This is a genomic window from Bacillus sp. FSL R7-0166 (assembly GCF_038008935.1).
Classification (GTDB): Bacteria; Bacillota; Bacilli; order Bacillales; family Bacillaceae; genus Bacillus; species Bacillus altitudinis.
Genome location: NZ_JBBPAC010000001.1, coordinates 1,480,974 through 1,507,231 on the forward strand (window position 1 = coordinate 1,480,974; position 26,258 = coordinate 1,507,231).

Annotated in this window: 24 protein-coding genes and 1 riboswitch; of the genes, 23 read left to right on the top strand and 1 reads right to left on the bottom strand. The window is 43.8% G+C overall.

Annotated elements, in window-relative coordinates:
• Positions 1-36: 36 nt before the first annotated feature.
• The 16 genes from NST01_RS07595 (at position 37) to NST01_RS07670 (ending at position 15,787) form a co-directional block, all read left to right on the top strand.
• Positions 37-960, top strand: a complete 924-nt coding sequence (locus NST01_RS07595; RefSeq protein ID WP_326114416.1) for an aspartate carbamoyltransferase catalytic subunit — start codon at positions 37-39, stop codon at positions 958-960.
• On the top strand, positions 944-2,230 hold the full coding sequence (locus NST01_RS07600) for a dihydroorotase (protein WP_035392124.1): 1,287 nt from the start codon (positions 944-946) through the stop codon (positions 2,228-2,230). Before NST01_RS07595 ends, NST01_RS07600 begins: the two co-directional genes overlap by 17 nt.
• Positions 2,227-3,321, top strand: coding sequence for a carbamoyl phosphate synthase small subunit (locus tag NST01_RS07605; RefSeq protein ID WP_019743288.1), 1,095 nt, complete (start codon positions 2,227-2,229; stop codon positions 3,319-3,321). The genes NST01_RS07600 and NST01_RS07605 overlap by 4 nt, the downstream gene beginning before the upstream one ends.
• Positions 3,306-6,521: a carbamoyl-phosphate synthase (glutamine-hydrolyzing) large subunit gene (gene carB / locus NST01_RS07610; protein ID WP_050827245.1), complete on the top strand. Its 3,216-nt coding sequence runs from the start codon at positions 3,306-3,308 to the stop codon at positions 6,519-6,521. Before NST01_RS07605 ends, carB begins: the two co-directional genes overlap by 16 nt.
• Entirely contained in the window at positions 6,518-7,294 is a 777-nt protein-coding gene (locus tag NST01_RS07615; RefSeq protein ID WP_017367210.1) for a dihydroorotate dehydrogenase electron transfer subunit, read from the top strand. The genes carB and NST01_RS07615 overlap by 4 nt, the downstream gene beginning before the upstream one ends.
• Positions 7,288-8,220 carry a dihydroorotate dehydrogenase gene (locus NST01_RS07620; protein WP_017359348.1) on the top strand — a complete coding sequence of 311 codons (933 nt, stop codon included), beginning with the start codon at positions 7,288-7,290 and terminating at the stop codon, positions 8,218-8,220. Before NST01_RS07615 ends, NST01_RS07620 begins: the two co-directional genes overlap by 7 nt.
• Entirely contained in the window at positions 8,192-8,896 is a 705-nt protein-coding gene (gene pyrF, locus NST01_RS07625) for an orotidine-5'-phosphate decarboxylase (RefSeq protein WP_007499705.1), read from the top strand. The genes NST01_RS07620 and pyrF overlap by 29 nt, the downstream gene beginning before the upstream one ends.
• Before the next feature lie 7 nt (positions 8,897-8,903).
• Positions 8,904-9,542 carry an orotate phosphoribosyltransferase gene (gene pyrE / locus NST01_RS07630; RefSeq protein ID WP_035700698.1) on the top strand — a complete coding sequence of 213 codons (639 nt, stop codon included), beginning with the start codon at positions 8,904-8,906 and terminating at the stop codon, positions 9,540-9,542.
• 158 nt (positions 9,543-9,700) lie between these two features.
• Positions 9,701-9,803: riboswitch (SAM riboswitch) on the top strand.
• Positions 9,804-9,877: 74 nt separating this feature from the next.
• Positions 9,878-10,024: a YezD family protein gene (locus NST01_RS07635; RefSeq protein WP_008344920.1), complete on the top strand. Its 147-nt coding sequence runs from the start codon at positions 9,878-9,880 to the stop codon at positions 10,022-10,024.
• Between the two features lie 45 nt (positions 10,025-10,069).
• The gene (locus NST01_RS07640; RefSeq protein WP_008344917.1) at positions 10,070-10,771 is read left to right on the top strand and encodes a phosphoadenylyl-sulfate reductase; all 702 of its coding nucleotides are present in this window, start codon (positions 10,070-10,072) and stop codon (positions 10,769-10,771) included.
• A 13-nt stretch (positions 10,772-10,784) separates the two neighbouring features.
• Positions 10,785-11,849, top strand: coding sequence for an inorganic phosphate transporter (locus NST01_RS07645; protein ID WP_008344915.1), 1,065 nt, complete (start codon positions 10,785-10,787; stop codon positions 11,847-11,849).
• Positions 11,850-11,906: 57 nt separating this feature from the next.
• Positions 11,907-13,043 carry a sulfate adenylyltransferase gene (sat, locus tag NST01_RS07650; RefSeq protein ID WP_046527256.1) on the top strand — a complete coding sequence of 379 codons (1,137 nt, stop codon included), beginning with the start codon at positions 11,907-11,909 and terminating at the stop codon, positions 13,041-13,043.
• A gap of 13 nt (positions 13,044-13,056) precedes the next feature.
• Positions 13,057-13,650, top strand: coding sequence for an adenylyl-sulfate kinase (gene cysC / locus NST01_RS07655; RefSeq protein ID WP_008344911.1), 594 nt, complete (start codon positions 13,057-13,059; stop codon positions 13,648-13,650).
• A gap of 28 nt (positions 13,651-13,678) precedes the next feature.
• On the top strand, positions 13,679-14,434 hold the full coding sequence (gene cobA, locus NST01_RS07660) for a uroporphyrinogen-III C-methyltransferase (RefSeq protein ID WP_035700704.1): 756 nt from the start codon (positions 13,679-13,681) through the stop codon (positions 14,432-14,434).
• An 83-nt stretch (positions 14,435-14,517) separates the two neighbouring features.
• The gene (locus NST01_RS07665; RefSeq protein ID WP_326110333.1) at positions 14,518-15,303 is read left to right on the top strand and encodes a sirohydrochlorin chelatase; all 786 of its coding nucleotides are present in this window, start codon (positions 14,518-14,520) and stop codon (positions 15,301-15,303) included.
• Entirely contained in the window at positions 15,284-15,787 is a 504-nt protein-coding gene (locus tag NST01_RS07670; protein ID WP_341041736.1) for a precorrin-2 dehydrogenase/sirohydrochlorin ferrochelatase family protein, read from the top strand. The genes NST01_RS07665 and NST01_RS07670 overlap by 20 nt, the downstream gene beginning before the upstream one ends.
• 31 nt (positions 15,788-15,818) lie before the next feature.
• On the opposite strand, the gene NST01_RS07675 is transcribed toward NST01_RS07670, so the two are convergent.
• On the bottom strand, positions 15,819-17,528 hold the full coding sequence (locus tag NST01_RS07675) for an Rqc2 family fibronectin-binding protein (RefSeq protein ID WP_341041738.1): 1,710 nt from the start codon (positions 17,526-17,528) through the stop codon (positions 15,819-15,821).
• A gap of 165 nt (positions 17,529-17,693) precedes the next feature.
• Between NST01_RS07675 and NST01_RS07680 the strand changes: the two genes are divergently transcribed.
• The 7 genes from NST01_RS07680 to priA all read left to right on the top strand — a co-directional run bounded on the left by NST01_RS07680 (position 17,694) and on the right by priA (position 26,243).
• On the top strand, positions 17,694-20,369 hold the full coding sequence (locus NST01_RS07680) for a calcium-translocating P-type ATPase, SERCA-type (protein WP_007499684.1): 2,676 nt from the start codon (positions 17,694-17,696) through the stop codon (positions 20,367-20,369).
• Positions 20,370-20,452: 83 nt separating this feature from the next.
• A complete protein-coding gene (locus NST01_RS07685) occupies positions 20,453-21,328 on the top strand; it encodes a YicC/YloC family endoribonuclease (RefSeq protein WP_017359340.1) in 876 nt (291 codons plus the stop codon).
• A 76-nt stretch (positions 21,329-21,404) separates the two neighbouring features.
• Complete coding sequence (gene remA, locus NST01_RS07690) at positions 21,405-21,674, top strand: extracellular matrix/biofilm regulator RemA (protein WP_008344898.1); 270 nt, start codon at positions 21,405-21,407, stop codon at positions 21,672-21,674.
• Positions 21,675-21,683: 9 nt separating this feature from the next.
• Entirely contained in the window at positions 21,684-22,298 is a 615-nt protein-coding gene (gene gmk, locus NST01_RS07695; protein WP_007499680.1) for a guanylate kinase, read from the top strand.
• A gap of 3 nt (positions 22,299-22,301) precedes the next feature.
• Positions 22,302-22,505 (top strand): DNA-directed RNA polymerase subunit omega, encoded by a 204-nt coding sequence (gene rpoZ, locus NST01_RS07700; RefSeq protein WP_008344896.1) that lies wholly within the window; start codon positions 22,302-22,304, stop codon positions 22,503-22,505.
• Positions 22,506-22,620: 115 nt separating this feature from the next.
• The gene (gene coaBC, locus NST01_RS07705) at positions 22,621-23,838 is read left to right on the top strand and encodes a bifunctional phosphopantothenoylcysteine decarboxylase/phosphopantothenate--cysteine ligase CoaBC (RefSeq protein WP_041090556.1); all 1,218 of its coding nucleotides are present in this window, start codon (positions 22,621-22,623) and stop codon (positions 23,836-23,838) included.
• Positions 23,835-26,243, top strand: coding sequence for a primosomal protein N' (gene priA / locus NST01_RS07710; protein WP_224559772.1), 2,409 nt, complete (start codon positions 23,835-23,837; stop codon positions 26,241-26,243). The genes coaBC and priA overlap by 4 nt, the downstream gene beginning before the upstream one ends.
• Positions 26,244-26,258: the final 15 nt, after the last annotated feature.

Consider the following 26,258-nt stretch of genomic DNA (forward strand, 5'->3'; position numbering starts at 1 on the left):
CCTGAAAGTGATGAAAAACTAGAGGGGGCAGAAAAAATGAATGATTTATCGACAATGAGCAGCTTGTCAAAGGAAGAAATTTTACAGCTGATTGAAGAAGCATGTGCATTGAAAAAAGGGAAACAGGAACATGGTTTAGCAGGTGAATTTGTAGCGAACCTCTTCTTTGAACCAAGTACAAGAACACGTTTTAGCTTTGAGGTGGCAGAGAAGAAACTTGGAATGAATGTGCTGAACCTAGACGCAGCAAGTACCTCTGTTCAAAAGGGAGAGACCCTTTACGATACAGTGAAAACACTTGAATCCATCGGAGTCAAGGCATGTGTCATCAGAGACAGTACCGACGAATATTACAAAGAGCTGATTGGGAAGGTCGGGATTCCAATCATTAATGCGGGAGATGGCTGCGGACAGCACCCTACACAATCATTGCTGGATTTGATGACGATCTTCGAAGAGTTTGGCGGCTTTGAAGGCTTAACCATCTCGATTCATGGTGATATCAAACATAGCAGGGTGGCAAGGTCCAATGCTGAAGTCCTCGCAAGACTAGGAGCGACAGTGCTCTTTTCAGGACCAGCATCCTTCCAAGATGAACAAAATCCTCATGGAATGTATGTCGAAGTGGACGAAGCCATGAAGCGGTCTGACGTGGTGATGCTGCTGAGAATTCAGCATGAAAGACACTCAGAAAAGATGGGCAACGAGGGTTACTTATCGACTTATGGATTAACAGTAGACAGGGCAAGCAAAATGAAAGAAAGAGCGATTATTATGCATCCAGCACCAGTAAATAGAGGTGTTGAAATAGATGATTCATTAGTAGAGTCAAAGCAGTCAAGGATTTTTAAACAAATGGAAAATGGTGTGTATATCCGAATGGCTGTGTTAAAAAGAGCTTTTCGAAATAGCAGACTACATCAAAAAGGGAGAGATTCTGTCTATGTCATATCTCATTAAAAACGGTTTTATCTTAACAAGCACAGGGGAAAGAGTGCAGCAGGATATTAGGGTAGAAGGAAAAGTGATTCAAGCAATGGGTCACTTAGAAAGAGAAGACGGAGAAGAAGTCATTGATGCAGCAGGGCTATTTGTATCACCAGGTTTGATTGATCTGCATGTGCATTTAAGAGAGCCAGGCGGCGAGAAAAAAGAAACCATTGAAACAGGTTCTAAGGCAGCAGCAAGAGGCGGGTATACGACCATTGCAGCAATGCCAAATACACGACCAGTTCCAGATACAAAAGAACAAATGGAATGGCTGATGAATCGAATCAAAGAGACCTCCTCTGTAAGAGTACTGCCATACGCTTCCATCACGACGAGACAAATTGGCGAAGAGATGACAGACTTTGCAGCGTTAAAAGAAGCGGGCGCTTTTGCCTTTACGGATGACGGTGTAGGTATTCAAACCGCAGGCATGATGTACGAAGCAATGAAAAAGGCAGCAAGCCTTGATCAAGCCATAGTGGCGCACTGTGAAGATAACTCACTCATTTATGGAGGATGCGTTCATGAAGGAGACTTTTCAAAAGCAAATGGGTTAAACGGGATACCGTCAATTTGTGAATCGGTGCATATTGCAAGAGATGTCCTCTTAGCAGAAGCAGCGAATTGTCATTATCATGTATGCCATATCAGCACAAAGGAATCCGTCCGAGTGGTACGCGATGCAAAAAAAGCAGGCATTCGTGTGACGGCTGAGGTCTCTCCACATCACCTTCTCTTATGTGATGCAGACATTCCAGGTCTTGACACAAACTATAAAATGAATCCGCCGCTCAGAGGAGCAGAAGATCGCGAGGCACTGATCGAGGGGCTTTTAGATGGCACGATTGATTTTATCGCCACAGACCATGCACCGCATACAGAAGAAGAAAAGAACGAAACGATGCAGAGGGCACCTTTTGGGATTGTCGGACTTGAAACAGCGTTCCCGCTTCTGTACACACGTTTTGTGAAAACAGGGGAATGGACATTAAAAGAACTTGTTGATTATATGACCATCAAACCAGCAGAAGCCTTTGCTCTTCCATACGGAAAGCTGGAAGAAGGTCAAATCGCTGATATCACACTGATTGATTTAAACAAAGAAATGGCAATTGACAAAAAAAGCTTCTTATCTAAAGGACAAAATACACCGTTTGACAAATTGACTGTATCAGGATGGCCGGTCATGACACTTGCATCTGGGAAAGTCGTTTATGAAGAGGGGAGACTAGTAAAATGAAGAGACGCTTAGTGCTAGAAAACGGAACAGTATTCGAAGGAACAGGCTTTGGCAGCTTAGAACCGTCAGTCGGAGAAGTCGTCTTTAACACAGGGATGACAGGCTATCAAGAGATTTTGTCTGACCCGTCGTACTGCGGACAAATTGTCACACTCACTTACCCGCTGATCGGCAACTACGGCATTAACCGTGATGATTTTGAATCGATCACACCGTTTGTGAAAGGGCTGATCGTGAAAGAGCTTTGTGAAAAGCCTTCAAACTGGCGCTCTTCATACTCACTTGATGAGTATTTAAAAATGAAAAATATCCCGGGTCTTAGCGGCATTGATACACGCAAGCTCACGCGCATGATTCGAAGTGCAGGCACATTAAGAGGAGCTTTTGCAGGACCGGATGAACAAGTAGAAGACGTTGTGAGCCGCCTTCAAACGATGCAGCTACCAACAGATCAAGTAAGCCAAGTATCTGTGAAAAATGCGTATCCAAGCCCAGGAAGAGGCAAAAGAATTGTGCTTGTCGATTTCGGCATGAAGCACGGCATTTTGCGCGAACTCAATAAGCGAGATTGTGATGTCATTGTGGTGCCATACAATATCACGGCAGATGAAGTATTACAGTTAAAACCAGATGGCATCATGCTTTCAAACGGACCTGGGGATCCAGTCGATGTGCCAGAAGCGGTTGAAATGATTCAGCAGCTGATTGGAAAGGTACCACTCTTTGGTATCTGCCTAGGACACCAGTTATTCGCGCTTGCGTGCGGCGCAAGTACAGAAAAAATGAAATTTGGGCATAGAGGATCCAACCATCCAGTCAAAGAACTAGCAACTGGCAAGGTAACCTTGACGTCTCAAAACCATGGCTACACGGTTAGCGCCATTAATGAAGACGTGCTTGAAGTCACACATATTGCGCTAAATGACAACACCATTGAAGGATTAAAACATAAAGAAGCACCAGCATTCACTGTCCAGTATCACCCAGAAGCATCACCGGGTCCAGAAGATGCGAACTACTTATTCGACGAGTTCATGGACATGATTCATACAACTGAGAAAGAAGGGGAAGAAGTATGCCAAAACGCGTAGATATCAAAAAGATTTTAGTGATCGGTTCAGGTCCAATCATCATCGGTCAGGCAGCGGAGTTTGACTATGCAGGCACACAGGCTTGCTTAGCGCTAAAAGAAGAGGGCTATGAAGTCGTTCTTGTGAACTCTAACCCGGCGACGATCATGACAGATACAGAAATGGCCGATAAGGTATACATCGAACCACTGACACCAGAATTTTTAACACGAATCATTCGAAAAGAACGTCCTGATGCGATTCTGCCGACACTTGGCGGACAAACTGGATTGAACCTTGCTGTTGAGTTATCAGATCTTGGTGTACTCGCTGAATGCGGTGTTGAAGTACTAGGCACCAAGCTGTCAGCTATTCAAAAAGCAGAGGACAGAGATTTATTCCGTAATCTAATGAATGAATTAAATGAACCTGTACCAGAAAGTGAAATCATCCATAACCTTGAAGAAGCGATGGCATTCACAGATCAAATCGGTTTCCCGGTCATTGTTAGACCAGCCTATACACTAGGCGGAACAGGCGGCGGAATTTGTACAAATGAGCAAGAATTAAAAGAAATCGTCGAGAATGGACTGAAGTTAAGTCCGGTGACACAATGCTTGCTTGAAAAAAGTATCGCAGGCTTTAAAGAAATTGAATATGAGGTCATGCGTGACAGCGGAGATCATGCCATTGTGGTTTGTAACATGGAAAACTTTGATCCTGTCGGCATCCACACAGGTGACAGTATCGTTGTGGCACCAAGTCAAACGCTAAGTGATCGTGAATATCAGCTGCTTCGTAATGTGTCACTCAAGCTGATTCGTGCACTTGGCATTGAAGGCGGATGTAACGTACAGCTGGCGATTGATCCAGACAGCTTCCAATACTATATTATCGAAGTAAACCCGCGCGTGAGTCGTTCTTCTGCTCTTGCGTCTAAAGCAACTGGATATCCAATTGCAAAACTTGCAGCGAAAATCGCAGTTGGCCTAACACTTGATGAAATGATGAACCCAGTCACAGGTAAAACATATGCAGCGTTCGAACCAGCACTCGACTATATCGTTTCAAAAATCCCGCGCTGGCCGTTCGATAAATTTGAATCTGCCAACAGACGACTTGGAACACAAATGAAAGCAACGGGTGAGGTCATGGCGATCGGCCGTACATTAGAAGAGTCTCTTTTAAAGGCTGTTCGTTCACTTGAAGCGGATGTGCATCACATTGAATTAAAAGACGAAGCGGACATTACGAACGAAGTGCTCGAAAAGCGGATTATCAAAGCAGGAGATGAGCGTCTGTTTTATATCGCTGAGGCGCTAAGAAGAGGCTATACCGTCGAACAGATTCATGAATTCTCGAAAATTGATTATTTCTTCCTTCATAAGCTGGAAGGCATCATCGCATTTGAAAAGACACTAAAAGAAAACAAAGGCAATGTAGACGTTTTAAAAGAAGCGAAAGAAAAAGGTTTCTCAGATATTTATATTAGCCGCGAATGGAATATGAATGAGGCAGATGTCTATAACCTAAGAACAGAAGCAGGCATCGTTCCTGTGTATAAGATGGTGGACACATGTGCGGCAGAATTTGAATCAGAAACACCGTATTTCTACAGCACATATGAAGATGAAAATGAATCCGAACGAACAGATAAGAAAAGTGTCATCGTGCTAGGCTCAGGTCCAATCAGAATCGGACAAGGGGTTGAATTTGATTATGCGACCGTTCATTCAGTGTGGGCAATCAAACAAGCAGGCTATGAAGCCATTATTATTAACAACAACCCTGAAACCGTCTCAACAGACTTTAGTATTTCAGATAAGCTCTACTTTGAACCACTCACTGTAGAAGATGTGATGCACATCATCGACCTTGAACAACCAGAAGGTGTCGTTGTTCAGTTTGGCGGACAAACAGCGATTAACTTAGCAGATGAATTATCAAATAGAGGGGTTAAGATACTTGGAACATCGCTTGAAGACCTTGACCGCGCGGAAAACCGTGACAAGTTTGAACAAACATTAGAAACTCTCGGCGTGCCGCAGCCAAAAGGTAAGACAGCAACGTCTGTGCAAGAGGCAGTAGCGATTGCGAATCAAATCGGTTACCCCGTGCTTGTCCGTCCTTCCTATGTATTAGGCGGCCGTGCAATGGAAATTGTGTATCAAGAAGCTGAGCTCCTTCACTACATGGAGAATGCGGTGAAAGTCAATCCGCAGCACCCAGTGCTCATTGACAAGTATTTGACAGGAAAAGAAATTGAAGTAGATGCTGTGTCTGACGGAGAAACGGTTGTCATACCGGGCATTATGGAACACATTGAAAGAGCCGGCGTTCACTCTGGAGACTCCATTGCGGTCTACCCGCCGCAAACTTTGTCAGAGGACATCAAAGCGAAGATCGCAGAATACACGATTAAACTCGCAAAAGGCCTTAACATCATTGGGCTTTTGAACATTCAATTTGTTCTATCAAAAGGAGAAGTGTACGTACTTGAAGTGAATCCGCGCTCAAGCCGGACTGTCCCATTCTTAAGTAAAATTACAGGCATTCCAATGGCGAACTTAGCTACAAAGGTTATTTTAGGAGAAAAACTGAAAAACTATGGCTACCAAGAAGGGCTTCATGTTGAGCAAGAAGGCGTATATGTTAAAGTTCCAGTCTTCTCTTTTGCAAAACTAAGAAGAGTAGATATTACACTAGGGCCTGAAATGAAATCAACAGGTGAAGTCATGGGGAAAGATGTCACAATCGAAAAAGCCCTCTACAAAGGATTGATTGCATCAGGCATTCAAATTCCAAAAGACGGAACGGTTCTCCTGACAGTGGCTGATAAAGATAAAGAAGAAGGACTTGAGATTGCAAGAAGATTCCATTCCATCGGCTATCATATTTTAGCAACAGAAGGAACAGCGAATTACTTAAAACAAGCTTCCATTCCATCAAGTGTTGTCGGCAAAATAGGAGAAGAAGGAAAGAATCTGCTGGATGTCATTCGAAATGGTGAAGCCCAATTTGTCATCAACACCTTAACAAAAGGAAAACAGCCGGCAAGAGACGGCTTTAGAATTAGACGTGAATCTGTTGAAAATGGTGTCGCTTGCTTAACGTCACTAGATACAGCAGAAGCGATTTTAAGAGTGCTAGAGAGCATGACATTTAGAGCAGATGAAATGCCAGAAGTGAAAACGAATGCTGAGGTGACAGTAACGATATGAAAAAAGCATACTTGACGGTCGTCTCAAACCGAGAGATCGCTGATCATATTTACGAAATGACATTAAAGGGTGATCTTGTTGAATCCTTTCAAACAGCTGGACAGTTTCTTCATATAAAGGTCAGTGAATCCATGACACCGCTGCTGAGAAGACCGATCAGTATTGCCAACATTCATGCCGAAAAGCAAGAAGCAACCATCATTTACCGCGCAGAGGGAGAGGGCACAAAGCTCCTTTCCCAAAAGCGGGCGGGAGAGGCAGTCGATGTGTTAGGTCCGCTTGGAAACGGCTATGACCCTTCAGTCGTTCAGGCCGGACAGACCGCATTATTAGCCGGTGGAGGAATCGGTGTGCCTCCGCTATATGAACTGTCTAAGCGGTTAACGAAAAAAGGCGTCATCGTAAAGCATGTTCTCGGTTTTCAATCGAAAAAGGATGTATTCTATGAGGAGAAGTTTCAAGCACTCGGAGATACGTTTATCGCAACCGTAGATGGGACATATGGTTCGAAAGGTTTCGTGACAAATGTCATTGAAGAGAATGAGCTGGACTTTGATGTCTTGCTTTCTTGCGGACCGACACCTATGTTAAAAGCACTAAAAGACTCTTATCCCGATAAGCCTGTCTATATTTCAATGGAAGAACGAATGGGCTGCGGAATCGGTGCATGCTTTGCTTGTGTCTGTCATACCGATCAGCACGAGAAACCGTACGTTAAAGTTTGTCTGGATGGACCTGTTTTTAAAGCGGAGGAGGTGGCGCTATCATGCTAAACATCGAATTACCCGGCTTATCTCTAAAAAATCCAATCATTCCTGCATCAGGCTGTTTTGGATTTGGAAAAGAATTCGCATCATTATATGACCTTTCCTTGCTGGGCGGCATCATGATTAAAGCCACGACCCTTGAACCGAGATTTGGCAACCCGACACCGAGGGTAGCTGAGACAGGAGCCGGTATGCTGAATGCGATTGGTCTCCAAAATCCAGGTCTAAAAGGCGTGCTTGAACATGAATTACCTTGGCTTGAGCAGTTCGATACCCCTATTATTGCCAATGTTGCTGGATCACAAGTTGATGATTATGTTGAAGTAGCGAAGCAAATTAGTCAAGCAAGTAATGTTCACGCCCTTGAACTGAATATCTCGTGTCCGAATGTGAAAACAGGTGGAATTGCCTTTGGGACCGATCCAGAAATGGCGGCTACATTGACAAAAGCCGTTAAGGAAGTTTCCTCCGTTCCTGTTTATGTGAAACTGTCACCTAATGTAGCCAATATCGTTGAGATTGCTAAAGCGATTGAATCGGCTGGAGCGGATGGACTCACCATGATCAATACCTTAATTGGGATGCGTTTAGATTTAAAGACAGGCAAACCCATTCTTGCCAATAAAACAGGCGGATTATCAGGTCCTGCTGTAAAACCTGTTGCCATCCGAATGGTGCATGAGGTCAGTCAGGCCGTTTCTATTCCGATTATTGGGATGGGCGGGGTGCAAAGCGCTGAAGATGTACTTGAATTTTTACTAGCTGGCGCAAGTGCGGTAGCTGTTGGGACAGCCAATTTTGTGAACCCATTTATTTGCCCGGAAATCATTGATGAACTACCGAATGTGTTAGCGGCTTATGGGTATTCATCTGTAGAGGAATGCATCGGAAGGAGCTGGAAACATGAAGCACTTGCCCATCATCGCGCTTGATTTTCCATCAGGACAGGAGGCGCACGCCTTTATAGATCGTTTTGAAGGCACTCCATTATTCGTAAAGGTCGGCATGGAGCTGTTTTACCAAGAAGGTCCTGCCATTATTGACGCACTGAAAGAAAAAAATTGCCGTATTTTCCTTGATCTGAAGCTTCATGACATTCCAACAACTGTGCAAAAAGCGATGAACAGGCTTGCTGCACTTGGTGTTGATTTGGTGAATGTGCATGCAGCCGGCGGGAAAAGGATGATGCAGGCGGCTTTAGAGGGGCTTGAAAGCGGAACCCCTGCCGGCCAAAATCGCCCGGGTATTATTGCAGTGACCCAGCTGACAAGCACGTCAGAAGATATGATGAAAAAAGAATTACTAATTAACCGCCCGTTGCAAGAGGCTGTGCTTCATTATGGACAATTGGCATATGAAAGTGGACTTGATGGTGTGGTGTGCTCTGTTCATGAATCAAAACAGCTTCATGAACAAATCTCTCCTTCCTTTCTCACTGTGACGCCAGGAATTCGCTTACCAAATGATCAAACGGATGACCAAAAGCGTGTGGCGACACCTGCCTTTGCCAAAGAGCAGGGTGTTTCACAGATTGTTGTGGGAAGATCGATCACAAAAGCCACAAACCCAGTGGAAGCTTATCAACAAATTTTGAAAGAGTGGGAGTGACTGCCGGATGAAAACGAAAATCGCGAAGCATTTATTACAAATCAAAGCTGTCTCTTTAAAACCAGACGAACCATTTACATGGGCGAGCGGTATCAAATCACCGATTTACTGTGACAATCGCCTCACCTTGTCTTATCCTGAGGTCAGAGGAGACATTGCGGAAGGTTTAAAAGACTTGATTCTCACTCATTTTGAAGGAGCGGAAGTTGTCGCAGGTACAGCTACAGCTGGCATTCCTCATGCGGCATTAGCAGCTGATCGTCTGAACGTACCGATGTGTTATGTAAGAAGTAAACCAAAAGCACACGGAAAAGGAAATCAAATTGAAGGAGCCGTATCACCTGGACAAAAGGTGGTTGTCGTAGAAGACCTCATCTCAACTGGAGGCAGCGTTCTTGAAGTTGTGGCTGCTCTAGAAGAAGAAGGCTGTGACGTACTCGGAGTTGTTGCGATCTTCACTTATGGACTGCCAAAAGCAACTGCGGCTTTTCAAGAGAAAAACATTCCCTATGTCACGCTGACAGACTATGACACACTGACAGAAGTGGCACTTGAGCTAAAAGCAATTGAGCCCTCTGCTATGAATAAACTAAAACGCTGGAGACAGGATCCTTCGTCTGAATCTTGGATGGAAGAAACGGTCTAAAAAGCTTGTCCTTTTTTAAAAAAGCTGTGCTGCGCTGCACAGTTTTTTATTTGGTTAAAAATAGTAAAATAGACTCAAATTTAAATAAAAACTAATCCTATCAATAAAGTCGGGTTGACTTTTGTTTGAATTGTGTTAATATTTAATACAAATTAAAACTCTTATCCAGAGAGGTGGAGGGACTGGCCCGATGAAGCCCGGCAACCTGCGATTTGCAAGGTGCTACTTCCTGCAAAATGATTCTATTTTGAAAGATAAGGAAATCGTGAGCTTCCTCATCTTTCTTTCGGACTGAAAGAAAGTTTTTTTATTTTAACGGTGAGGAGGAAGAGGAGATGGAACTGAAACAAAACCAGGATGAGGACTTAGTGAAGCATATGCAAGAGCTGATTGGGGATATGAAATTCGGTTCAATTACGTTGATCGTTCAGGACGGTCAAGTGATTCAAGTGGAAAAAAATGAAAAAATCAGATTAAAGTAGTGCGGAGAATAGCAATAGAAGCAGTACTCCGGAAGGGGAGAAACAATGTTAACTTATGAAAATTGGCAAGAGCCGTCCATTACATTTCAAGAGGACGATTTGTATAAAGGGGCCCTATCTGTGCTGAAATGGGCGTACGGCCACTATGGTGATCAGCTCGTTTATGCATGCAGTTTTGGCATTGAGGGCATTGTCCTGATCGATCTAATTGCGAAAGTAAAAAAAGATGCAAGAATTGTCTTTTTAGATACAGGTCTGCATTTCAAGGAAACATACGACACCATTGATGCAGTGAAGGAAAGATATCCTGGTTTAGACATCGTGCTGAAAACACCTGAGCTGACGGTGGAAGAGCAGAATGAGCAGCATGGTGATAAATTATGGGAAACGAATCCTCAAAGCTGCTGCCATATGAGAAAGGTCATTCCATTGCAAGAGGCACTATCTGGCTATCCGGCATGGCTGTCTGGTTTAAGAAGAGAGCAGTCGCCTAAACGAGCAGGTACGAACTTCTTAAATAAGGATGAAAAATTCCAATCAGTCAAAGTATGTCCGCTCATTCACTGGACGTGGAAGGACATATGGAGATATGCGTCTAGAGAGGATCTTACTTATAATCCGCTGCACGACCAAGGATATCCAAGCATCGGGTGTGCACCATGTACACAGCCGGCATTTACTGCTGATGATTTGCGTTCTGGAAGATGGTCAGGGACAGCAAAGACTGAGTGCGGATTACATGAGTAAGGGAGTATAATGTATGGAAATCGCCGCAATTTTATTTAGCTTATTCTTTGCTTTAAATATTGGCGCAAGCGGAGCAGCCGCTTCGATGGGCATCGCATATGGTTCAGGTGCGATCAAAAAGCCAATATACGCGCTCAGCGTTTGTGCGGTTGGAATATTAGCAGGTTCAGTGATTGGCGGCGGTGAGGTCGTCAAAACGATCAGCTCCGGGATTATGCCGGAATCTGTCATCACACTTGAAATTGTGTGTATCATCATTGGCTCGGCCGCATTATCACTTTTCATAGCGAACCTCTTGGCCATTCCTTTATCCACAAGTGAGGTCACAGTAGGTGCTGTGGTCGGTGTGGCAGCCGCATATAAAGTGCTATATGTGAAATCGATCTTAGTCATTGTCTCTTTTTGGGTGATTATTCCGATTGTTGCCTTTGTTTTTACCTTTGCTGTTGTCAAAATCATCAGATTGTTCCCTAAACGGACATTATCCAAAAAAGGTACATTGATCTTATCTGTTGTTTTGATTATCAGTGGGTTTTTAGAAGCATTTTCAGCCGGCATGAACAATGTCGCCAATGCGGTCGGCCCGCTTGTCGCGTCAGGTGTTTTATCAGTCGGGCAAGGAACCCTTTACGGCGGAATCTTTGTGGCCATTGGGGCGCTGCTTCTAGGAAGAAGGGTACTAGAAACAAACGGAAAGAAAATTACACGCTATCAAACGGGTGAAGGCATTCTATTATCGAGCACCGGTGCAGGACTTGTCATCGTCAGCTCTATATTCGGACTCCCTGTTCCCCTTACTCAAATTACCTCCTCGTCCATTATTGGGCTTGGTATGGCAAAGGGTGGACCGAACATTTTTCATAAACATGTTGTGAAAAAAATGCTGAAGGTATGGGTTGTGTCACCTTTCTTATCACTTAGTCTATCTTATTTGTTGGTAAGCCTTTTCTTAAAAGGAGACTATTACTCTATCTTTATCATGATGAGTGTACTGCTTGCTTCACTAGGTGCACTGAGTCTTATGAAGGCAGTTAAAAATGAGAGCAGCTCGATTCATGAACAGGGCGGCGGGATTTAAATATAAATCCGACTATTAACATCTAATAAATATGAACATTGAGAGGAAGATGAACAAATGAGTTTAACACCACATGGTGGCGTATTAATTAATCGAGTAAATGAAGAATTTGATCTAAGCACAGCTGCGAAAGAAATTGAGCTGGATGCCATCTCTTTTGCAGACCTTGAACTCATCGCAATTGGCGGGTATAGTCCAATTGAAGGGTTTTTAACGAAAGCTGATTATGAAGCAGTTGTCAGCAGTATGCGACTAGCAAGTGGTGTCGTTTGGTCTCTTCCGATTACTCTGCCTGTCACAAAGGAACAAGCAGCGGAGATCAATCAAGGTGACATTGTTCGTTTATCGTATAATGGAACAGTATACGGGGTCATTGAGGTGGAAGATCAATACACACCTGATAAGGAAAAAGAAGCAGTGAATGTGTATAAAACAGATGACCGCAATCACCCAGGCGTGAAAAAATTATTTGAACGCGGTGACACGTATATTGGTGGTAAAATTACACTGACAAAACGCAGTGAAAAACCTTTCCCGCAATTTACGTATGAGCCAGAAGAAACAAGAAAACATTTTAAAGAAAACGGCTGGAAAACAATTGTCGGTTTCCAAACGAGAAACCCAGTCCATCGTGCGCATGAATACATTCAAAAGACAGCACTGGAAACAGTGGATGGTCTATTTTTAAATCCACTTGTTGGTGAAACAAAATCTGATGATATTCCAGCAGATGTAAGAATGAAAAGCTATCAAGTGTTACTGAACGGTTATTACCCAAAAGACCGCGTCTTTTTAGGTGTTTTTCCTGCTGCCATGCGTTATGCTGGACCAAAGGAAGCGATTTTTCATGCGCTTGTGCGTAAAAATTATGGCTGTACACATTTTATTGTCGGCAGAGATCATGCGGGTGTTGGTGATTATTACGGCACATACGAAGCGCAGGAGCTATTTGAACAATTTACAAGCGAAGAAATTGGAATCACACCATTAAAATTTGAGCACAGCTTTTACTGCAATACATGTGAAGCCATGGCAACACCAAAAACATGCCCACATGATAAAAGCGAACATGTCATTCTCTCAGGTACAAAGGTCAGAACGATGCTGAGAAATGGTGAATTACCACCGAGCACGTTCAGCCGAAAAGAAGTCATTGAAACATTAATCGAAGGATTAAAAACGACGGTATCTTAAAGGAGGATATGACATGAGCAACGAACATATCGTGTGGCATGATTCATCTATTACTAAAAAAGAATATCAACAGAAAAACAACCATACAAGCGGGATCATTTGGCTGACAGGTCTAAGCGGTTCAGGTAAATCGACGATCGCCAACGCAGCGGCTCGAGAGCTGTTTGAACAGGGGTACCAAGTGACAGTCCTTGACGGCGATAACGTACGCCATGGACTCAATAAAGATTTAGGCTTTTCAGATGACGACAGAAAAGAGAACATTCGGCGCATCGGTGAAGTGGCGAAATTATTTGTTGAGCAAGGAACGATTGTCATTACTGCTTTTATTTCACCATTTCAAGAAGACCGCCAAATCGTAAGACAGTTAGTCGAAGACGGAGAATTTCACGAAGTGTTTGTGAAATGTGATCTGAACGTGTGTGAAGAGCGTGATCCAAAGGGGTTATATAAAAAAGCAAGAAACGGCGAAATTCCATTTTTCACGGGAATCGATTCACCATACGAAGAGCCAGCTGCGCCTGAGCTCGTCCTAGATACAGGTGAATTATCACGCGAGGAGTCAAAACAGCGCCTTGTTGATTATGTAAAGGATAAAACGAAATAATCGCCTGATGGCAGGGGGAGAAAGCAAGATGGGGAAAGTATACATTGTTGGTGCCGGACCGGGTGACCCAGACTTAATTACGCTAAAGGCCCATAAGGCAATACAGCAGGCAGATGTCATTTTATATGATCGTCTTGTCAATCAAGAGATTCTTGCCCATGCCAAACCGGAGGCGGAGTTGATCTATTGCGGCAAACTGCCGAATCATCATACGATGAGACAGGAAGCGATTAACGAAGCGCTTGTTGCTCATGCGAAGGAAGGGAACATAGTCGTTCGTCTAAAAGGCGGTGATCCCTTTGTATTTGGCCGTGGCGGTGAAGAAATCGAATGCTTAGCTGAGCATGGTATTCCATATGAAGTTGTCCCGGGGATTACTTCTGGCATTGCAGCCGCTGCTTATGCAGGCATTCCAGTCACGCACCGAGAATTCAGCTCGAATGTTGCGTTTGTGACAGGGCATTATCAAAAGGATGAACATTTTGAAGAAAAGTGGGAAGCGCTGGCGACGGGGATTGATACCCTTGTCATTTACATGGGCGTCAAAAACGTGGAAAGAGTTCAGCGGCTGCTTTTGAAAAATGGGCGGAATCCTGAAACCCCAGCTGCGTTTATTCACTGGGGAACGACCACGAGGCAAAAGACGACTTGCTGCACGGTGGCGACACTATCTGAAACGGTTGAAAAAGAAGGGATCGAGCACCCAAGTTTAATCGTGGTAGGAGATGTCGTTCACTTTCATCAAAAGTTGAACTGGTTTGAACCAGCACTGATTGAGAAATGAGAACAAAGGTGAAAAGACACGTGTAGACATCGTGTCTTTTCGTCTGAATAAAACTAAGGTTGCAAGGAGGAGTCAAAAGTAAAATGAAACAAGCAGTCCTTTATGTCGGGCATGGAAGCAGGGTAAAAGAAGCACAGGATAAAGCCATTTCTTTTATGATAAGCTGTATGCCGTTAGTGGAAGCAGATATCCAAGAAATTTGTTTTTTAGAGTTGACGGACCCTTCAATTGAAGAAGGGTTTGAGACTTGTGTGCAAAAAGGAGCAACCCACATTGCGATCGTCCCGCTCCTCCTTTTAACTGCCATGCATGCCAAATCAGATATTCCAGATGAGATTGTGAAAGTACAAAAACGTTTCCCACAAGTGAAGGTGACATATGGAAGACCTATAGGCGTGAACCAAGAAGTCACGAAAGCGGTTATCGCAAGGATTGAAGAAGCTGGATACAAGGGAGAGCGTGCAAAAATTCTCTTAATTGGCCGTGGAAGCTCTGATCCAGATGTAAAGCGGGATGTGTTTGGCATTGCAGATGATGTCCGTAGCATGTTGCCTTGTGCAGAGGTTTTTCCGTGTTTTATTACAGCGTGTGAACCGAATTATCGTGACGTCTTAGCACAGTTAACAGTAGATGACGATACGCCTGTCTATCTCGTGCCTTATCTTTTATTTACCGGCATTTTAATGAAAGAGATTGAGAGTGAAGCGAATCAGGCGAGAGAGCGGTTGCGAGATGTCCGTGTCTGCCGATATATTGGGTTTCATCCCCATGTAAAAGCAGCTTATATTGAACGTGTGCAGGAAACCATCTTAAACAAAGAGGATGCGTTTCGTTTTCAAGGAGAAAGCCATGCTTCCAGTTCATCTTGATCTAACCAATAAACATGTGCTGATTGCCGGCGGTGGAAGGATTGCGGCTAGAAGGACGAGTGCGCTATGCATGGAGCCATGCAGCATAACCATTGTGAGCCCTGACATTTGTGATGAAATGGCAAATCTCATTGAGACATATCAGCTGACTTGGAAGAAAAAGAAAGTGGATGCGGAAGATGTAAAGGATGCATTTTTAATTGTCGCTGCTACAGACGACCCTTCAGTAAACGAGTGGATGACGCAATCAGCGCTTCCTCATCAGCTCGTCAACTGTGTGAGCCAGTCAGAGCTAGGCAATGTGATTGTGCCAAAGGTTGTAACGGCAGGAAAAGTGACAATCTCCATATCTACGAGTGGTGCAAGCCCAGCCCGCACTAAACAGCTGGCTGCGGCCATTGAGACCTTGCTTGAACAAGAGGATGTAGATGCACTCGATGAGCTCTATATAGAAAGAAAAAAAAGACAAAGAAAAAGCCGATAAAATCTCATCTAAAGATTTAATCGGCTCTTTTTTATTTTCTCAGCTTTAGGACAACATCCTCATCAGGCGTCACAAATAATGTTTGCTGCTGATCATACGTGACAAAGCCCGGTTTTGCTCCGTTTGGTTTTTTCACATGCCGGATTTTCGTATAATCGACAGGGACGGAGCTTGATTCTTTTGCCTTTGAGAAGTAGGCAGCAATTTGTGCTGCTTCAAGCAAGGTTTGTTCATCAGGCGCTTTGTGACGAATGACGACATGTGATCCAGGAATATCCTTTGTGTGCAGCCAAATGTCATCACGAGCTGCCGCCTTTGTGGTCAAATATTCGTTTTGCTTGTTGTTTTTTCCAACGAGAATCGGAACACCTTGAGAAGATTCATATGCTTCAAGCTGAATGGCCGATGGTTTTTTCTTTTTGGCGTTGCGTTTTTGTTTGGGACGCAAATATTTTCCTTCCACCAGTTCTTCTCTTATTTCCTCTAAATCTTTTGGTGAGGCAGAGGACAGCTGCTGGATCAGCTCGTCAAAATAAACAATTTCTTCATGTGTTCGCTTGATTTGTTCATTTACGGCCTCTACTGCATTTTTTGCCTTTTGGTATTTTGTAAAATACGCTTGTGCATTTTCAGAAGGGGTTTTGTTTGTTTTGAGCGGGATCGTGATCTCTCCGCCTTCTTCATCATAATAATTGATGACAGTCGCTTCTTTATCCCCTTTTTTAATTGCATATATATTGGCAGTAAGCAATTCACCATAAAGCTGGTACTTATGCGCATTTTGAGATTCTTCAAGCGTTCTTGTTAGTTTTTTTAGCTTGTTTTCATTTTTCTTTTTTTCATTCACAACAAAACGTTCAAGATCAGCCGCCTGCTGTTTGACTCTGTCTCTTTCAGCTTTTCCGAAATAAAAGCGGTCAAGTAGCTCACTAAGAGAATCAAACGTCTTCATGTCACCATCGACGTGCTGAAGTTCTAATAAATAAAAATACTCTTTCCCATCTTTTCTCGTGAGCTGAGGGGTAAAAGAATGCGCCTGAATGAGCTGGAACATCTCGAGCAATGTACTTGGAATCGTTTCCTGATTGGCAAGACCGGCCCTGTGGACAGCTTCCTTAGCAAACAGCGGAGAAACCCCGGAGAATGTATCGACAATTTGATTGGCGATTTTCCCTTCTTGAAAACGTAAATGCTTTAAAATATCTTCCTTTGTCACGTCAAAAGGATTCAGCTTTTGCTGTGCCGGCGGCAGAAGATATTGATGTCCGGGCAGCACCGTTCGATAGCTGTTCACAGATGGAGAAAGATGTTTCAGTCCGTCAATGATCTGCTCCGTTTCGTCCTCCACGAGAATTAAGTTGCTGTGCCTGCCCATAATTTCAATATACAGCTTACGGGTTTGTTCATCGCCAATTTCATTTCGGCTTCGCACGTGCAGCACGATCACCCGATCTAACCCAATTTGTTCAAAACGTTCAATGAACCCACCCTCAAGATGTTTTCTGAGAAGCATACAAAACATTGGCGGTTCGCTCGGATTATCATCATGGTGCTCAGTGAGCTGTACTCTTGCATAGCTCGGGTGAGCGGATAAAAGCAGCTTATGATTCTTCCCCTTTGACCGGATATGAAAAATCAGCTCATGCTTGTATGGCTGATGTATTTTCGAAATTCTTCCGCCAGTTAATGTTTCTTGCAATTCATTAGTCATACCGTATGTAAAAATGCCGTCAAATGACATGTTGGATACACCCTCTTCTTTCACACAAATCTACTGAAAGAACCTTACGTTTTCTCGTTCTTTAGGCAGTCTTATTATTATAGCATGATTTAGGACGAGTCTGAATAAACTGGCTTATAGAACACTGCATAAGAGAGAGAACAAAAGAGGAGTGGACGAGGTCAAATGAATTGGCATGAACTGAACCAAACCGATTTATTAAAAACAATGAATACATCGATAGGTGACGGACTGTCAGAAAAAGATGTGCAAAAGCGGCTTGAAAAGCATGGGCCAAATGAATTGCAGGAAGGGAAAAAGGCGTCGGCATTCGTTATTTTTTTAGCGCAATTTAAAGACTTTATGGTGTTAATCCTGCTTGCGGCAACGATTATTTCTGCCTTTTTAGGTGAATACATTGATGCTGTGGCGATTGTGGCGATTGTGCTGATAAATGGTGTGCTTGGCTTTTATCAGGAACGCCGTGCGGAAAAGTCCCTCCAAGCACTAAAGGAATTATCAACGCCGCATGTCTATGCAAGGAGAAACAATGAATGGGTCAAGATCCCGTCGAAGCACCTCGTGCCGGGAGATATTGTGAAGTTTTCAAGTGGGGATCGAATTGGGGCAGATATCAGATTACTAGAAACAAAGAGTTTGGAAATCGAAGAATCTGCCCTCACTGGAGAGTCCATCCCAGCGGTCAAACATGCGAGTCCGCTCTCGCGAGATCATGTCTCACTTGGAGATTTGACGAACATGGCCTTTATGGGGACGCTTGTCACAAGAGGAAGCGGTGTAGGGGTTGTCATTGGTACAGGGATGAATACGGCGATGGGACAAATTGCCGGTATGCTGGATTCAGCAGGTAATATGGAAACACCGCTGCAAAGACGCCTTGAGCAGCTGGGAAAAATTTTAATTGTGGCTGCATTATTTTTAACTGTGCTTGTGGTTGTTCTTGGTGTGGTGCAAGGTCATGATTTGTATCATATGTTCTTAGCGGGTGTATCTCTCGCTGTTGCTGCGATTCCAGAAGGGCTGCCGGCGATCGTCACTGTCGCACTTTCCCTAGGTGTGCAGCGGATGATTAAACAAAAATCCATTGTCAGAAAGCTGCCGGCTGTGGAAACACTTGGCTGCGCCTCGATTATTTGCTCAGATAAAACAGGCACAATGACACAAAATAAAATGACAGTGACACATGTATGGGCAGAGGGGAAAACGTGGAATATTTCTGGCACTGGGTACGAGCCGTCAGGTGATTTTACCTTAAATGGAGAACTTGTCCATGTAGACAAACATCCAAGCCTGCAAAAGGTGCTATTATACGGAGCACTTTGTAATACATCGACCATTGTTGAAAAAGACGGTGAGATGAGACTTGATGGCGATCCGACAGAAGGAGCACTTCTAACCGCTGCGCGTAAAGCGGGTTTTACAGAGCAATTCATCGAAGCGGGATTTCGTGTGGTGGAGGAATTCCCTTTTGACTCTGAAAGAAAAATGATGTCAGTCGTCGTGGAAACGAATCAGAAGGAGCGGTATGTCATTGCCAAAGGGGCGCCAGATGTGCTGATGAACCGTTCAAGTCATATGATGCACGGCGGACGCACCGCATCATTTTCAAAGGCCCACCGGCAAGAAACAGAAGCTGCCATTCAAGGTTTAGCAAGACAAGCGCTTAGAACCATTGCGATTGCATATAAAAAAGTAAGCCTGACAGAAAAAATCACATCTGTTCAGCAGGCAGAAACTGGCCTCACATTTATCGGTCTAGAGGGCATGATTGATCCACCTCGTCCTGAAGTGAGACGAGCGATTAAAGAATGCCGGGATGCTGGCATTAAAACAGTGATGATTACAGGCGATCACGTAGAAACGGCTAAAGCGATCGCTAAAGATTTAAGTCTCTTACCGAAGCAAGGAAAGGTGCTTGATGGAAAAGCTCTGGATCAGCTAAGCGACAAAGAGCTGGAGCAAACAGCAGAAGATGTGTACGTCTTTGCCCGTGTATCACCTGAGCATAAACTGAGAATTGTGAAGGCCTATCAAAAAAATGGCCATATTGTCGCGATGACAGGTGATGGGGTGAATGATGCGCCAGCGATTAAACAGGCGGATATCGGTATATCCATGGGGATTACCGGAACAGACGTTGCCAAAGAAGCTTCTTCTCTTATTTTGCTTGATGACAACTTTGCGACCATTAAATCCGCTATTAAAGAGGGCCGGAATATTTATGAAAACATTCGCAAATTTGTCCGCTATTTGCTGGCATCGAATGTGGGAGAGATTTTGGTCATGCTGTTTGCGATGCTTCTTGCGCTTCCATTGCCTCTCGTTCCAATTCAAATTTTGTGGGTAAACCTTGTCACAGACGGCTTGCCGGCTATGGCACTTGGAATGGATAAACCAGAAGGCGATGTCATGAAGAGAAAGCCGCGCAACATGAAAGAGGGGATTTTTGCAAGAGGGCTTGGCTGGAAGGTCATATCAAGAGGGTTTCTGATCGGGATTGCCACTTTGTTAGCCTTTATGTTTGTGTATCACCGTGATCCGAACAATCTTCAATATGCGCAGACGGTTGCATTCAGCACACTCGTTTTGGCGCAGCTCATTCATGTGTTTGACTGCCGCAGTGAACGGTCTATTTTTGAACGCAATCCATTCGGGAATATGTACTTGATCGGCGCCGTTGTGTCTTCCCTTCTGCTGATGCTTGTGGTCATTTATTATCCGCCGCTTCAGCCGATTTTCAAAACGGTGGCAGTCGCACCAGTTGATTGGCTTCTGATCATCGGTATGTCTGCATTGCCAACTTTTTTACTGGCGGGGTCACTTTTGACAAGAAAAAAATAATTGGTTATGGTATAATTTTGAGGTAATAGTGTCTGCTATTACCTTTTTCATTTTATTAATATGAAAGAATTGGGTGTTTTCACATGATACGCAGTATGACGGGATTCGGCCAAGCGAGTAAAACGGATGGTGAACTGACAGTGTCAGTTGAGCTAAAATCGGTCAATCACCGTTTTAAAGAGGTTCATGCCCGTTTGCCGAGGCCGCTTTTATATTTCGAAGATACATTAAAAAAAATCATTCTTCGTCACGTGCAGCGCGGTCGAATTGAGCTGTTTGTTACGATTGAAGGCGGTAAACTTGCAAGCCGGTCTTTACAAATTGACTGGCCGCTGCTTGATGAATATATGAAAGCCGCAAAAGACCTTGAGGACCGCTATCATATTTCAGGTATTCAGCATGCACATGACTTACTGAAGCTGGAACAGGCTGTTCAGGTGGAAGAGTCAGTCAGCCGTAATGAGCAGCTGGAGCATTTGCTGATAGACACTTGTGAAGAAGCTGTCAAGGAGCTTTGCTTTATGAGAGAGCAGGAGGGAACATCACTTCAAAAAGACTGTGAACTCAGGCTGTCTGAACTCGAGGCATTTACAGAAGAAATCAAAGTGTTTGCACCAGAGGTTGTGAGTCAGTACAAAGAACGATTGAATCAAAGATTGCAAGAATGGATCGGAGAGGCGCTTGAAGAGAGCAGGCTGATCACAGAGGCGGCCATCTTTGCGGATCGCTGTGACATTACAGAAGAGATTACCAGGCTGAAAAGTCATTTTCAGCAGTTCCAGCAAATTTTGACGCAAGGCGGCGCTGCCGGACGAAAGCTTGACTTTCTTGTACAGGAGCTCAACCGTGAAGTGAACACGATTGGATCAAAAGCAAACCATCACCATTTAACAAAGCTGGTGGTTGAAATGAAAAGCGCTATTGAAAAAATAAAAGAACAAGTGCAAAATATAGAATAGTCATTGTGTATGCTGTTTACAGTGCGTCTCTTTCGGCGAGACTAGAGACGTTTATATTACAGGGGGACGAAAGAAGATGACCATAAAGTTGATCAATATCGGATTTGGAAACATCATTTCAGCGAATCGGATGATTTCAATCGTCAGTCCGGAATCAGCACCGATTAAACGAATGATACAAGACGCAAGAGATCGAGGCATGCTCATTGATGCGACATACGGAAGAAGAACCCGTGCTGTTGTCATTATGGACAGTGACCATGTCATCTTATCTGCCGTTCAGCCTGAGACTGTCGCGCAAAGACTTTCTGTAAAAGAAGAAATCATAGATGAAGGGCAGGGGTAATACGCCATTATGAAAGAAAGAGGACTTTTAATCGTTCTCTCTGGACCTTCGGGAGTTGGAAAAGGAACGGTCAGACAAGCCATTTTCTCCCAGGAAGATACGAAATTTGAATACTCTATTTCTGTGACAACCCGCAAACCGCGTGAAGGTGAAAGAAATGGTGTTGATTATTTCTTTAAAACCAGGGAAGAATTTGAACATATGATTGAAAACAAAAAGCTGTTAGAATGGGCAGAGTATGTCGGGAATTACTACGGCACGCCTGTTGACTATGTAGAACAAACATTGAGCGAAGGAAAAGATGTTTTCCTTGAAATCGAAGTGCAAGGTGCACTTCAAGTAAGAGAAGCATTCCCGGAAGGTCTCTTTATTTTCCTTGCACCGCCAAGTCTTTCAGAACTTCAAAACCGCATTATTACACGCGGGACAGAATCTGAGGATCTCATCCGTAACCGAATGGCTGCTGCAAAAGAAGAAATTGAAATGATGGATGCTTATGACTATGTCGTTGAAAACGACGATGTCGAGCTTGCATGTGAAAGAATTAAAGCGATCGTCCTTGCAGAGCACCTGCGAAGAGACAGAGTCGCACCAAGATATAAAAAAATGCTGGGGGTAGAATAAACCATGTTAGATCCTTCAATTGACTCATTGATGAACAAACTTGACTCAAAATATACACTTGTCACAGTGTCTGCACGCCGTGCACGTGAAATGCAAATCCATCAAGATCAACAAATCGAAAACACAAAATCCTATAAATTTGTAGGGAAAGCTCTTGAAGAAATCGATGCTGGTCTTTTGACATTTGAAAAAGAAGAGCAAGAATAACATCGCTTCTGCTATGCAGATACGATACGTTCAAAAAAGTCAAAACTATGATTGGTTTTGACTTTTTTGAATTGTAGACGAATTTGTGAAAAAGGCCGTTAAGGGGGACAAACAAATGTTACAGTCAAAGAATATTTTACTCGGCGTCAGCGGAGGAATCGCCGTATATAAAGCAGCTGCACTCACTAGTAAACTCGTACAGGCAGGCGCAAACGTAAGAGTGATTATGACAGAATCTGCCCGTGAGTTTGTGTCTCCGCTCACCTTCCAAGCCCTATCTCGGCATGAGGTGTATGTGGATACATTTAAAGAAAACAATCCAAAAGTCATTGCGCATATTGATGTAGCTGACTGGGCCGATCTCATTCTTGTTGCCCCTGCAACAGCACATACCATTGGTAAAATGGCCGCAGGACTTGCTGATGATATGCTCACAACGACTTTGCTTGCTTCAACAGCTCCTGTATGGGTTGCACCGGCTATGAATGTGCACATGTATGACCATCCAGCTGTCAAGCGGAACATCCGCACTTTATATGAAGACGGCTACCGGTTTATAGAGCCAAGTGAAGGCTATTTAGCATGCGGCTACATTGGAAAAGGACGCTTAGAGGAGCCTGAAAAAATTGTTGAACACATCCGTGCGTTTTTTGATGAGCCAACCAGCTTGCCGCTTTCAGGTAAAAAAGTCGTGGTCACAGCTGGCCCTACACGAGAAGTGATCGACCCTGTTCGTTTCCTTTCAAATCGTTCTTCTGGGAAAATGGGCTATGCCATTGCAGAAGCTGCCGAGCAAATGGGGGCTGATGTCACGCTCATTTCAGGACCTGTTTCGTTAACTGCGCCTGAGCATGTGAATGTGGTGCAAGTGGAATCGGCTGAGGAGATGTATCAAGCAGCGTTAGAGGTGTACGAGAAAGCAGATATAGTGATTAAATCAGCAGCCGTTGCCGATTATACGCCTGTCACGACGTATTCTCATAAAATGAAAAAACAAGACGGTGAACTAGCGGTTGAATTTAAGCGGACGAAAGATATTTTAAAAGAGCTTGGGAAAAGAAAAGAACATCAGGTGCTAGTCGGCTTTGCGGCTGAGACGCAGGATGTAGAATACTATGCGAAAAAGAAAATCGAATCCAAGCATTTAGATATGATTGTCGCGAACAATGTTGCAGCAGAGGGCGCAGGCTTTGGCACAGATACGAATGTCGCAGCATTGATCAAAGCAGACGGAACAAAAAAAGAGCTGCCAATGATGAGTAAAAAAGACCTTGCCTTTGAAATCTTACAGGAGGCAAAACAGCTGCTGCCAAAAGAGCGTGATCGAGCATGATTGCTGAAGTGATCGTCGATGTCACAACGAAAGCCATTGACAGGCCATTTGACTATCGTGTGCCAGACCGCTTTAAAGGCCTTGTCAAGGCTGGTATGAGGGTAGTAGTTCCTTTTGGACCAAGGAAGATTCAAGGGTTTGTGACAAAAATCAAAGAAGAAACAGACGTACAGTCAGGAAACATCAAGGACATTGTCGATTTATTTGATTTATCTCCTGTTCTGACAGATGAGCTATTGGAGCTTTCCCACTGGCTGACGGAAAAAACATTGTCCTATCATATTACGGCGCTTCAATCGATGCTTCCTGCAGCGATGAAAGCCAAATATGAAAAAGAAATTCAGGTGTTATCAGCTGAGGAACTTCCGCAGTCATTGAAAGAGCTTTTCGGTCAGCAAGAGAGCATCCTTTACGCTGACATTCCGCCTGAACAGCTGAAGCCTATTCAAAAGCATGTCCAAAAAGGTCATCTAGAAGTCAGATATCACGTCTCGCAAAAATCCGGAAAGAAAAAGGTGCGGACACTTCAGACAGCTGTTTCAAAAGAAAAACTTGAAGAAAAGCAGGAACAGTTAAAGAAAAATGCGGTGAAACAGAAGGCGCTGCTTGCTTTTTTACTTCAATCGAATGAAACGACGTTTTTAGCAAAAGATTTGCAGCAGCAAACAGGTGCTAGTTCTCAAACGATAAAAGCCTTGATTCAAGAAGGTCTGTTAACAGAAAGCTATGAAGAGATTTATCGAGATCCTTATCGGGATAAGGAGTTTACACCATCTACTCCTCTTGATCTCACAACAGAGCAAGCAGAAGCGGCAAAACCCATTCATCAAGCAGTGAGCGATGACAAACATGAAACGTTTTTACTGCACGGAGTCACAGGAAGCGGTAAAACCGAAATTTATTTACAGACGATTGATCATGTCCTCCAAAAGGGAAAAGAAGCGATCGTCCTAGTTCCTGAAATTTCATTAACGCCTCAAATGGTCCAGCGTTTTAAAGAGCGCTTCGGGTCCAATGTGGCTGTTCTTCATAGCGGCTTATCGACTGGGGAAAAATACGATGAATGGCGGAAAATCCACCGCAAGGAAGTCAAGCTTGTCGTTGGCGCAAGATCGGCTGTTTTTGCCCCGTTTGAGAATCTAGGAATGATCATTATAGATGAAGAACACGAATCGTCATATAAACAAGAAGAAATGCCTCGGTATCATGCGAAAGATGTGGCCATTGAACGAGCAGGGCGGCACCAATGTCCGGTTGTATTAGGCAGTGCAACGCCTTCACTTGAGTCATATGCGCGTGCGAAAAAGGGTGTGTATACACTGCTGACGCTCAAACGGCGCGTCAATCAGCAGCAGCTGCCGCACGTTTCGTTAATTGATATGAGAGAAGAATTAAGAAACGGCAACCGCTCCATGTTCTCAGAAGAATTAATGCTCAGGTTAAAAGAAGTACTTGAAAGAAAAGAACAGGCTGTTTTATTTCTAAATAAAAGAGGCTATTCATCCTTTGTGATGTGCCGTGATTGCGGATATGTGGAACAATGTCCACATTGTGAGATTTCTCTCACTTATCACCGCTTTCAAAAACGGCTGAAGTGCCATTACTGCGGTCACGAAGCTCCTGTACCTGCAGAATGTCCAGAATGCCATAGTGAGCATATTCGCTATTTTGGTACAGGCACGCAGCGTGTGGAAGAAGAGTTGACGAAGGTATTGCCAGAAGCAAGGGTCATCCGAATGGATGTAGATACAACCTCTCGGAAAGGCGCGCACGAAAAGCTTCTCACGTCCTTTGGTAACAAAGAAGCGGACATTCTGCTTGGGACGCAAATGATTGCAAAAGGATTAGACTTCCCAGATGTTACACTTGTCGGTGTCCTTAGTGCGGATACGTCTCTTCACATCCCTGATTTTCGTTCAAGTGAAAAAACGTTTCAGCTTCTTACACAAGTAAGCGGACGGGCGGGACGTCATGAAAAAGCGGGGTCAGTCATTATTCAATCATATACACCTACGCATTATAGTATTGAATTAACCAAACAGCATGATTATGAAGCCTTTTATGAGCAGGAGATGTTGCACCGTCGTCATCAGTCCTATCCGCCATTTTATTTTTTGGCGATGGTGACTGTATCACATGAAGAAGTGACAAAGGCAGCGCATGTCACAGACAAAATTGTTCAGTTCCTGAAAATGAATTGTGCACCGAATACAAGGATTCTCGGTCCTGCTGCTTCTCCGATCGCTAAGATCAAAGATAGATATCGATATCAATGCGTGATAAAATACAAAAGGGAAAATGAACTGGCAAGTTTATTACGGAAAATACAAGATCATTATCAAAAAGAAATGGAACAAAAACAGTTGATGATATCAATCGATATGAATCCATATATGATGATGTAAAACGGAGGTCTTTTC

Coding starts and splice junctions, on each gene's coding strand:
- NST01_RS07595 (WP_326114416.1), top strand. CDS start 37: ATGAATGATTTATCGACAATGAGCAGCTTGTCAAAGGAAGAAATTTTA.
- NST01_RS07600 (WP_035392124.1), top strand. CDS start 944: ATGTCATATCTCATTAAAAACGGTTTTATCTTAACAAGCACAGGGGAA.
- NST01_RS07605 (WP_019743288.1), top strand. CDS start 2,227: ATGAAGAGACGCTTAGTGCTAGAAAACGGAACAGTATTCGAAGGAACA.
- carB (WP_050827245.1), top strand. CDS start 3,306: ATGCCAAAACGCGTAGATATCAAAAAGATTTTAGTGATCGGTTCAGGT.
- NST01_RS07615 (WP_017367210.1), top strand. CDS start 6,518: ATGAAAAAAGCATACTTGACGGTCGTCTCAAACCGAGAGATCGCTGAT.
- NST01_RS07620 (WP_017359348.1), top strand. CDS start 7,288: ATGCTAAACATCGAATTACCCGGCTTATCTCTAAAAAATCCAATCATT.
- pyrF (WP_007499705.1), top strand. CDS start 8,192: ATGAAGCACTTGCCCATCATCGCGCTTGATTTTCCATCAGGACAGGAG.
- pyrE (WP_035700698.1), top strand. CDS start 8,904: ATGAAAACGAAAATCGCGAAGCATTTATTACAAATCAAAGCTGTCTCT.
- NST01_RS07635 (WP_008344920.1), top strand. CDS start 9,878: ATGGAACTGAAACAAAACCAGGATGAGGACTTAGTGAAGCATATGCAA.
- NST01_RS07640 (WP_008344917.1), top strand. CDS start 10,070: ATGTTAACTTATGAAAATTGGCAAGAGCCGTCCATTACATTTCAAGAG.
- NST01_RS07645 (WP_008344915.1), top strand. CDS start 10,785: ATGGAAATCGCCGCAATTTTATTTAGCTTATTCTTTGCTTTAAATATT.
- sat (WP_046527256.1), top strand. CDS start 11,907: ATGAGTTTAACACCACATGGTGGCGTATTAATTAATCGAGTAAATGAA.
- cysC (WP_008344911.1), top strand. CDS start 13,057: ATGAGCAACGAACATATCGTGTGGCATGATTCATCTATTACTAAAAAA.
- cobA (WP_035700704.1), top strand. CDS start 13,679: ATGGGGAAAGTATACATTGTTGGTGCCGGACCGGGTGACCCAGACTTA.
- NST01_RS07665 (WP_326110333.1), top strand. CDS start 14,518: ATGAAACAAGCAGTCCTTTATGTCGGGCATGGAAGCAGGGTAAAAGAA.
- NST01_RS07670 (WP_341041736.1), top strand. CDS start 15,284: ATGCTTCCAGTTCATCTTGATCTAACCAATAAACATGTGCTGATTGCC.
- NST01_RS07675 (WP_341041738.1), bottom strand. CDS start 17,528: ATGTCATTTGACGGCATTTTTACATACGGTATGACTAATGAATTGCAA.
- NST01_RS07680 (WP_007499684.1), top strand. CDS start 17,694: ATGAATTGGCATGAACTGAACCAAACCGATTTATTAAAAACAATGAAT.
- NST01_RS07685 (WP_017359340.1), top strand. CDS start 20,453: ATGATACGCAGTATGACGGGATTCGGCCAAGCGAGTAAAACGGATGGT.
- remA (WP_008344898.1), top strand. CDS start 21,405: ATGACCATAAAGTTGATCAATATCGGATTTGGAAACATCATTTCAGCG.
- gmk (WP_007499680.1), top strand. CDS start 21,684: ATGAAAGAAAGAGGACTTTTAATCGTTCTCTCTGGACCTTCGGGAGTT.
- rpoZ (WP_008344896.1), top strand. CDS start 22,302: ATGTTAGATCCTTCAATTGACTCATTGATGAACAAACTTGACTCAAAA.
- coaBC (WP_041090556.1), top strand. CDS start 22,621: ATGTTACAGTCAAAGAATATTTTACTCGGCGTCAGCGGAGGAATCGCC.
- priA (WP_224559772.1), top strand. CDS start 23,835: ATGATTGCTGAAGTGATCGTCGATGTCACAACGAAAGCCATTGACAGG.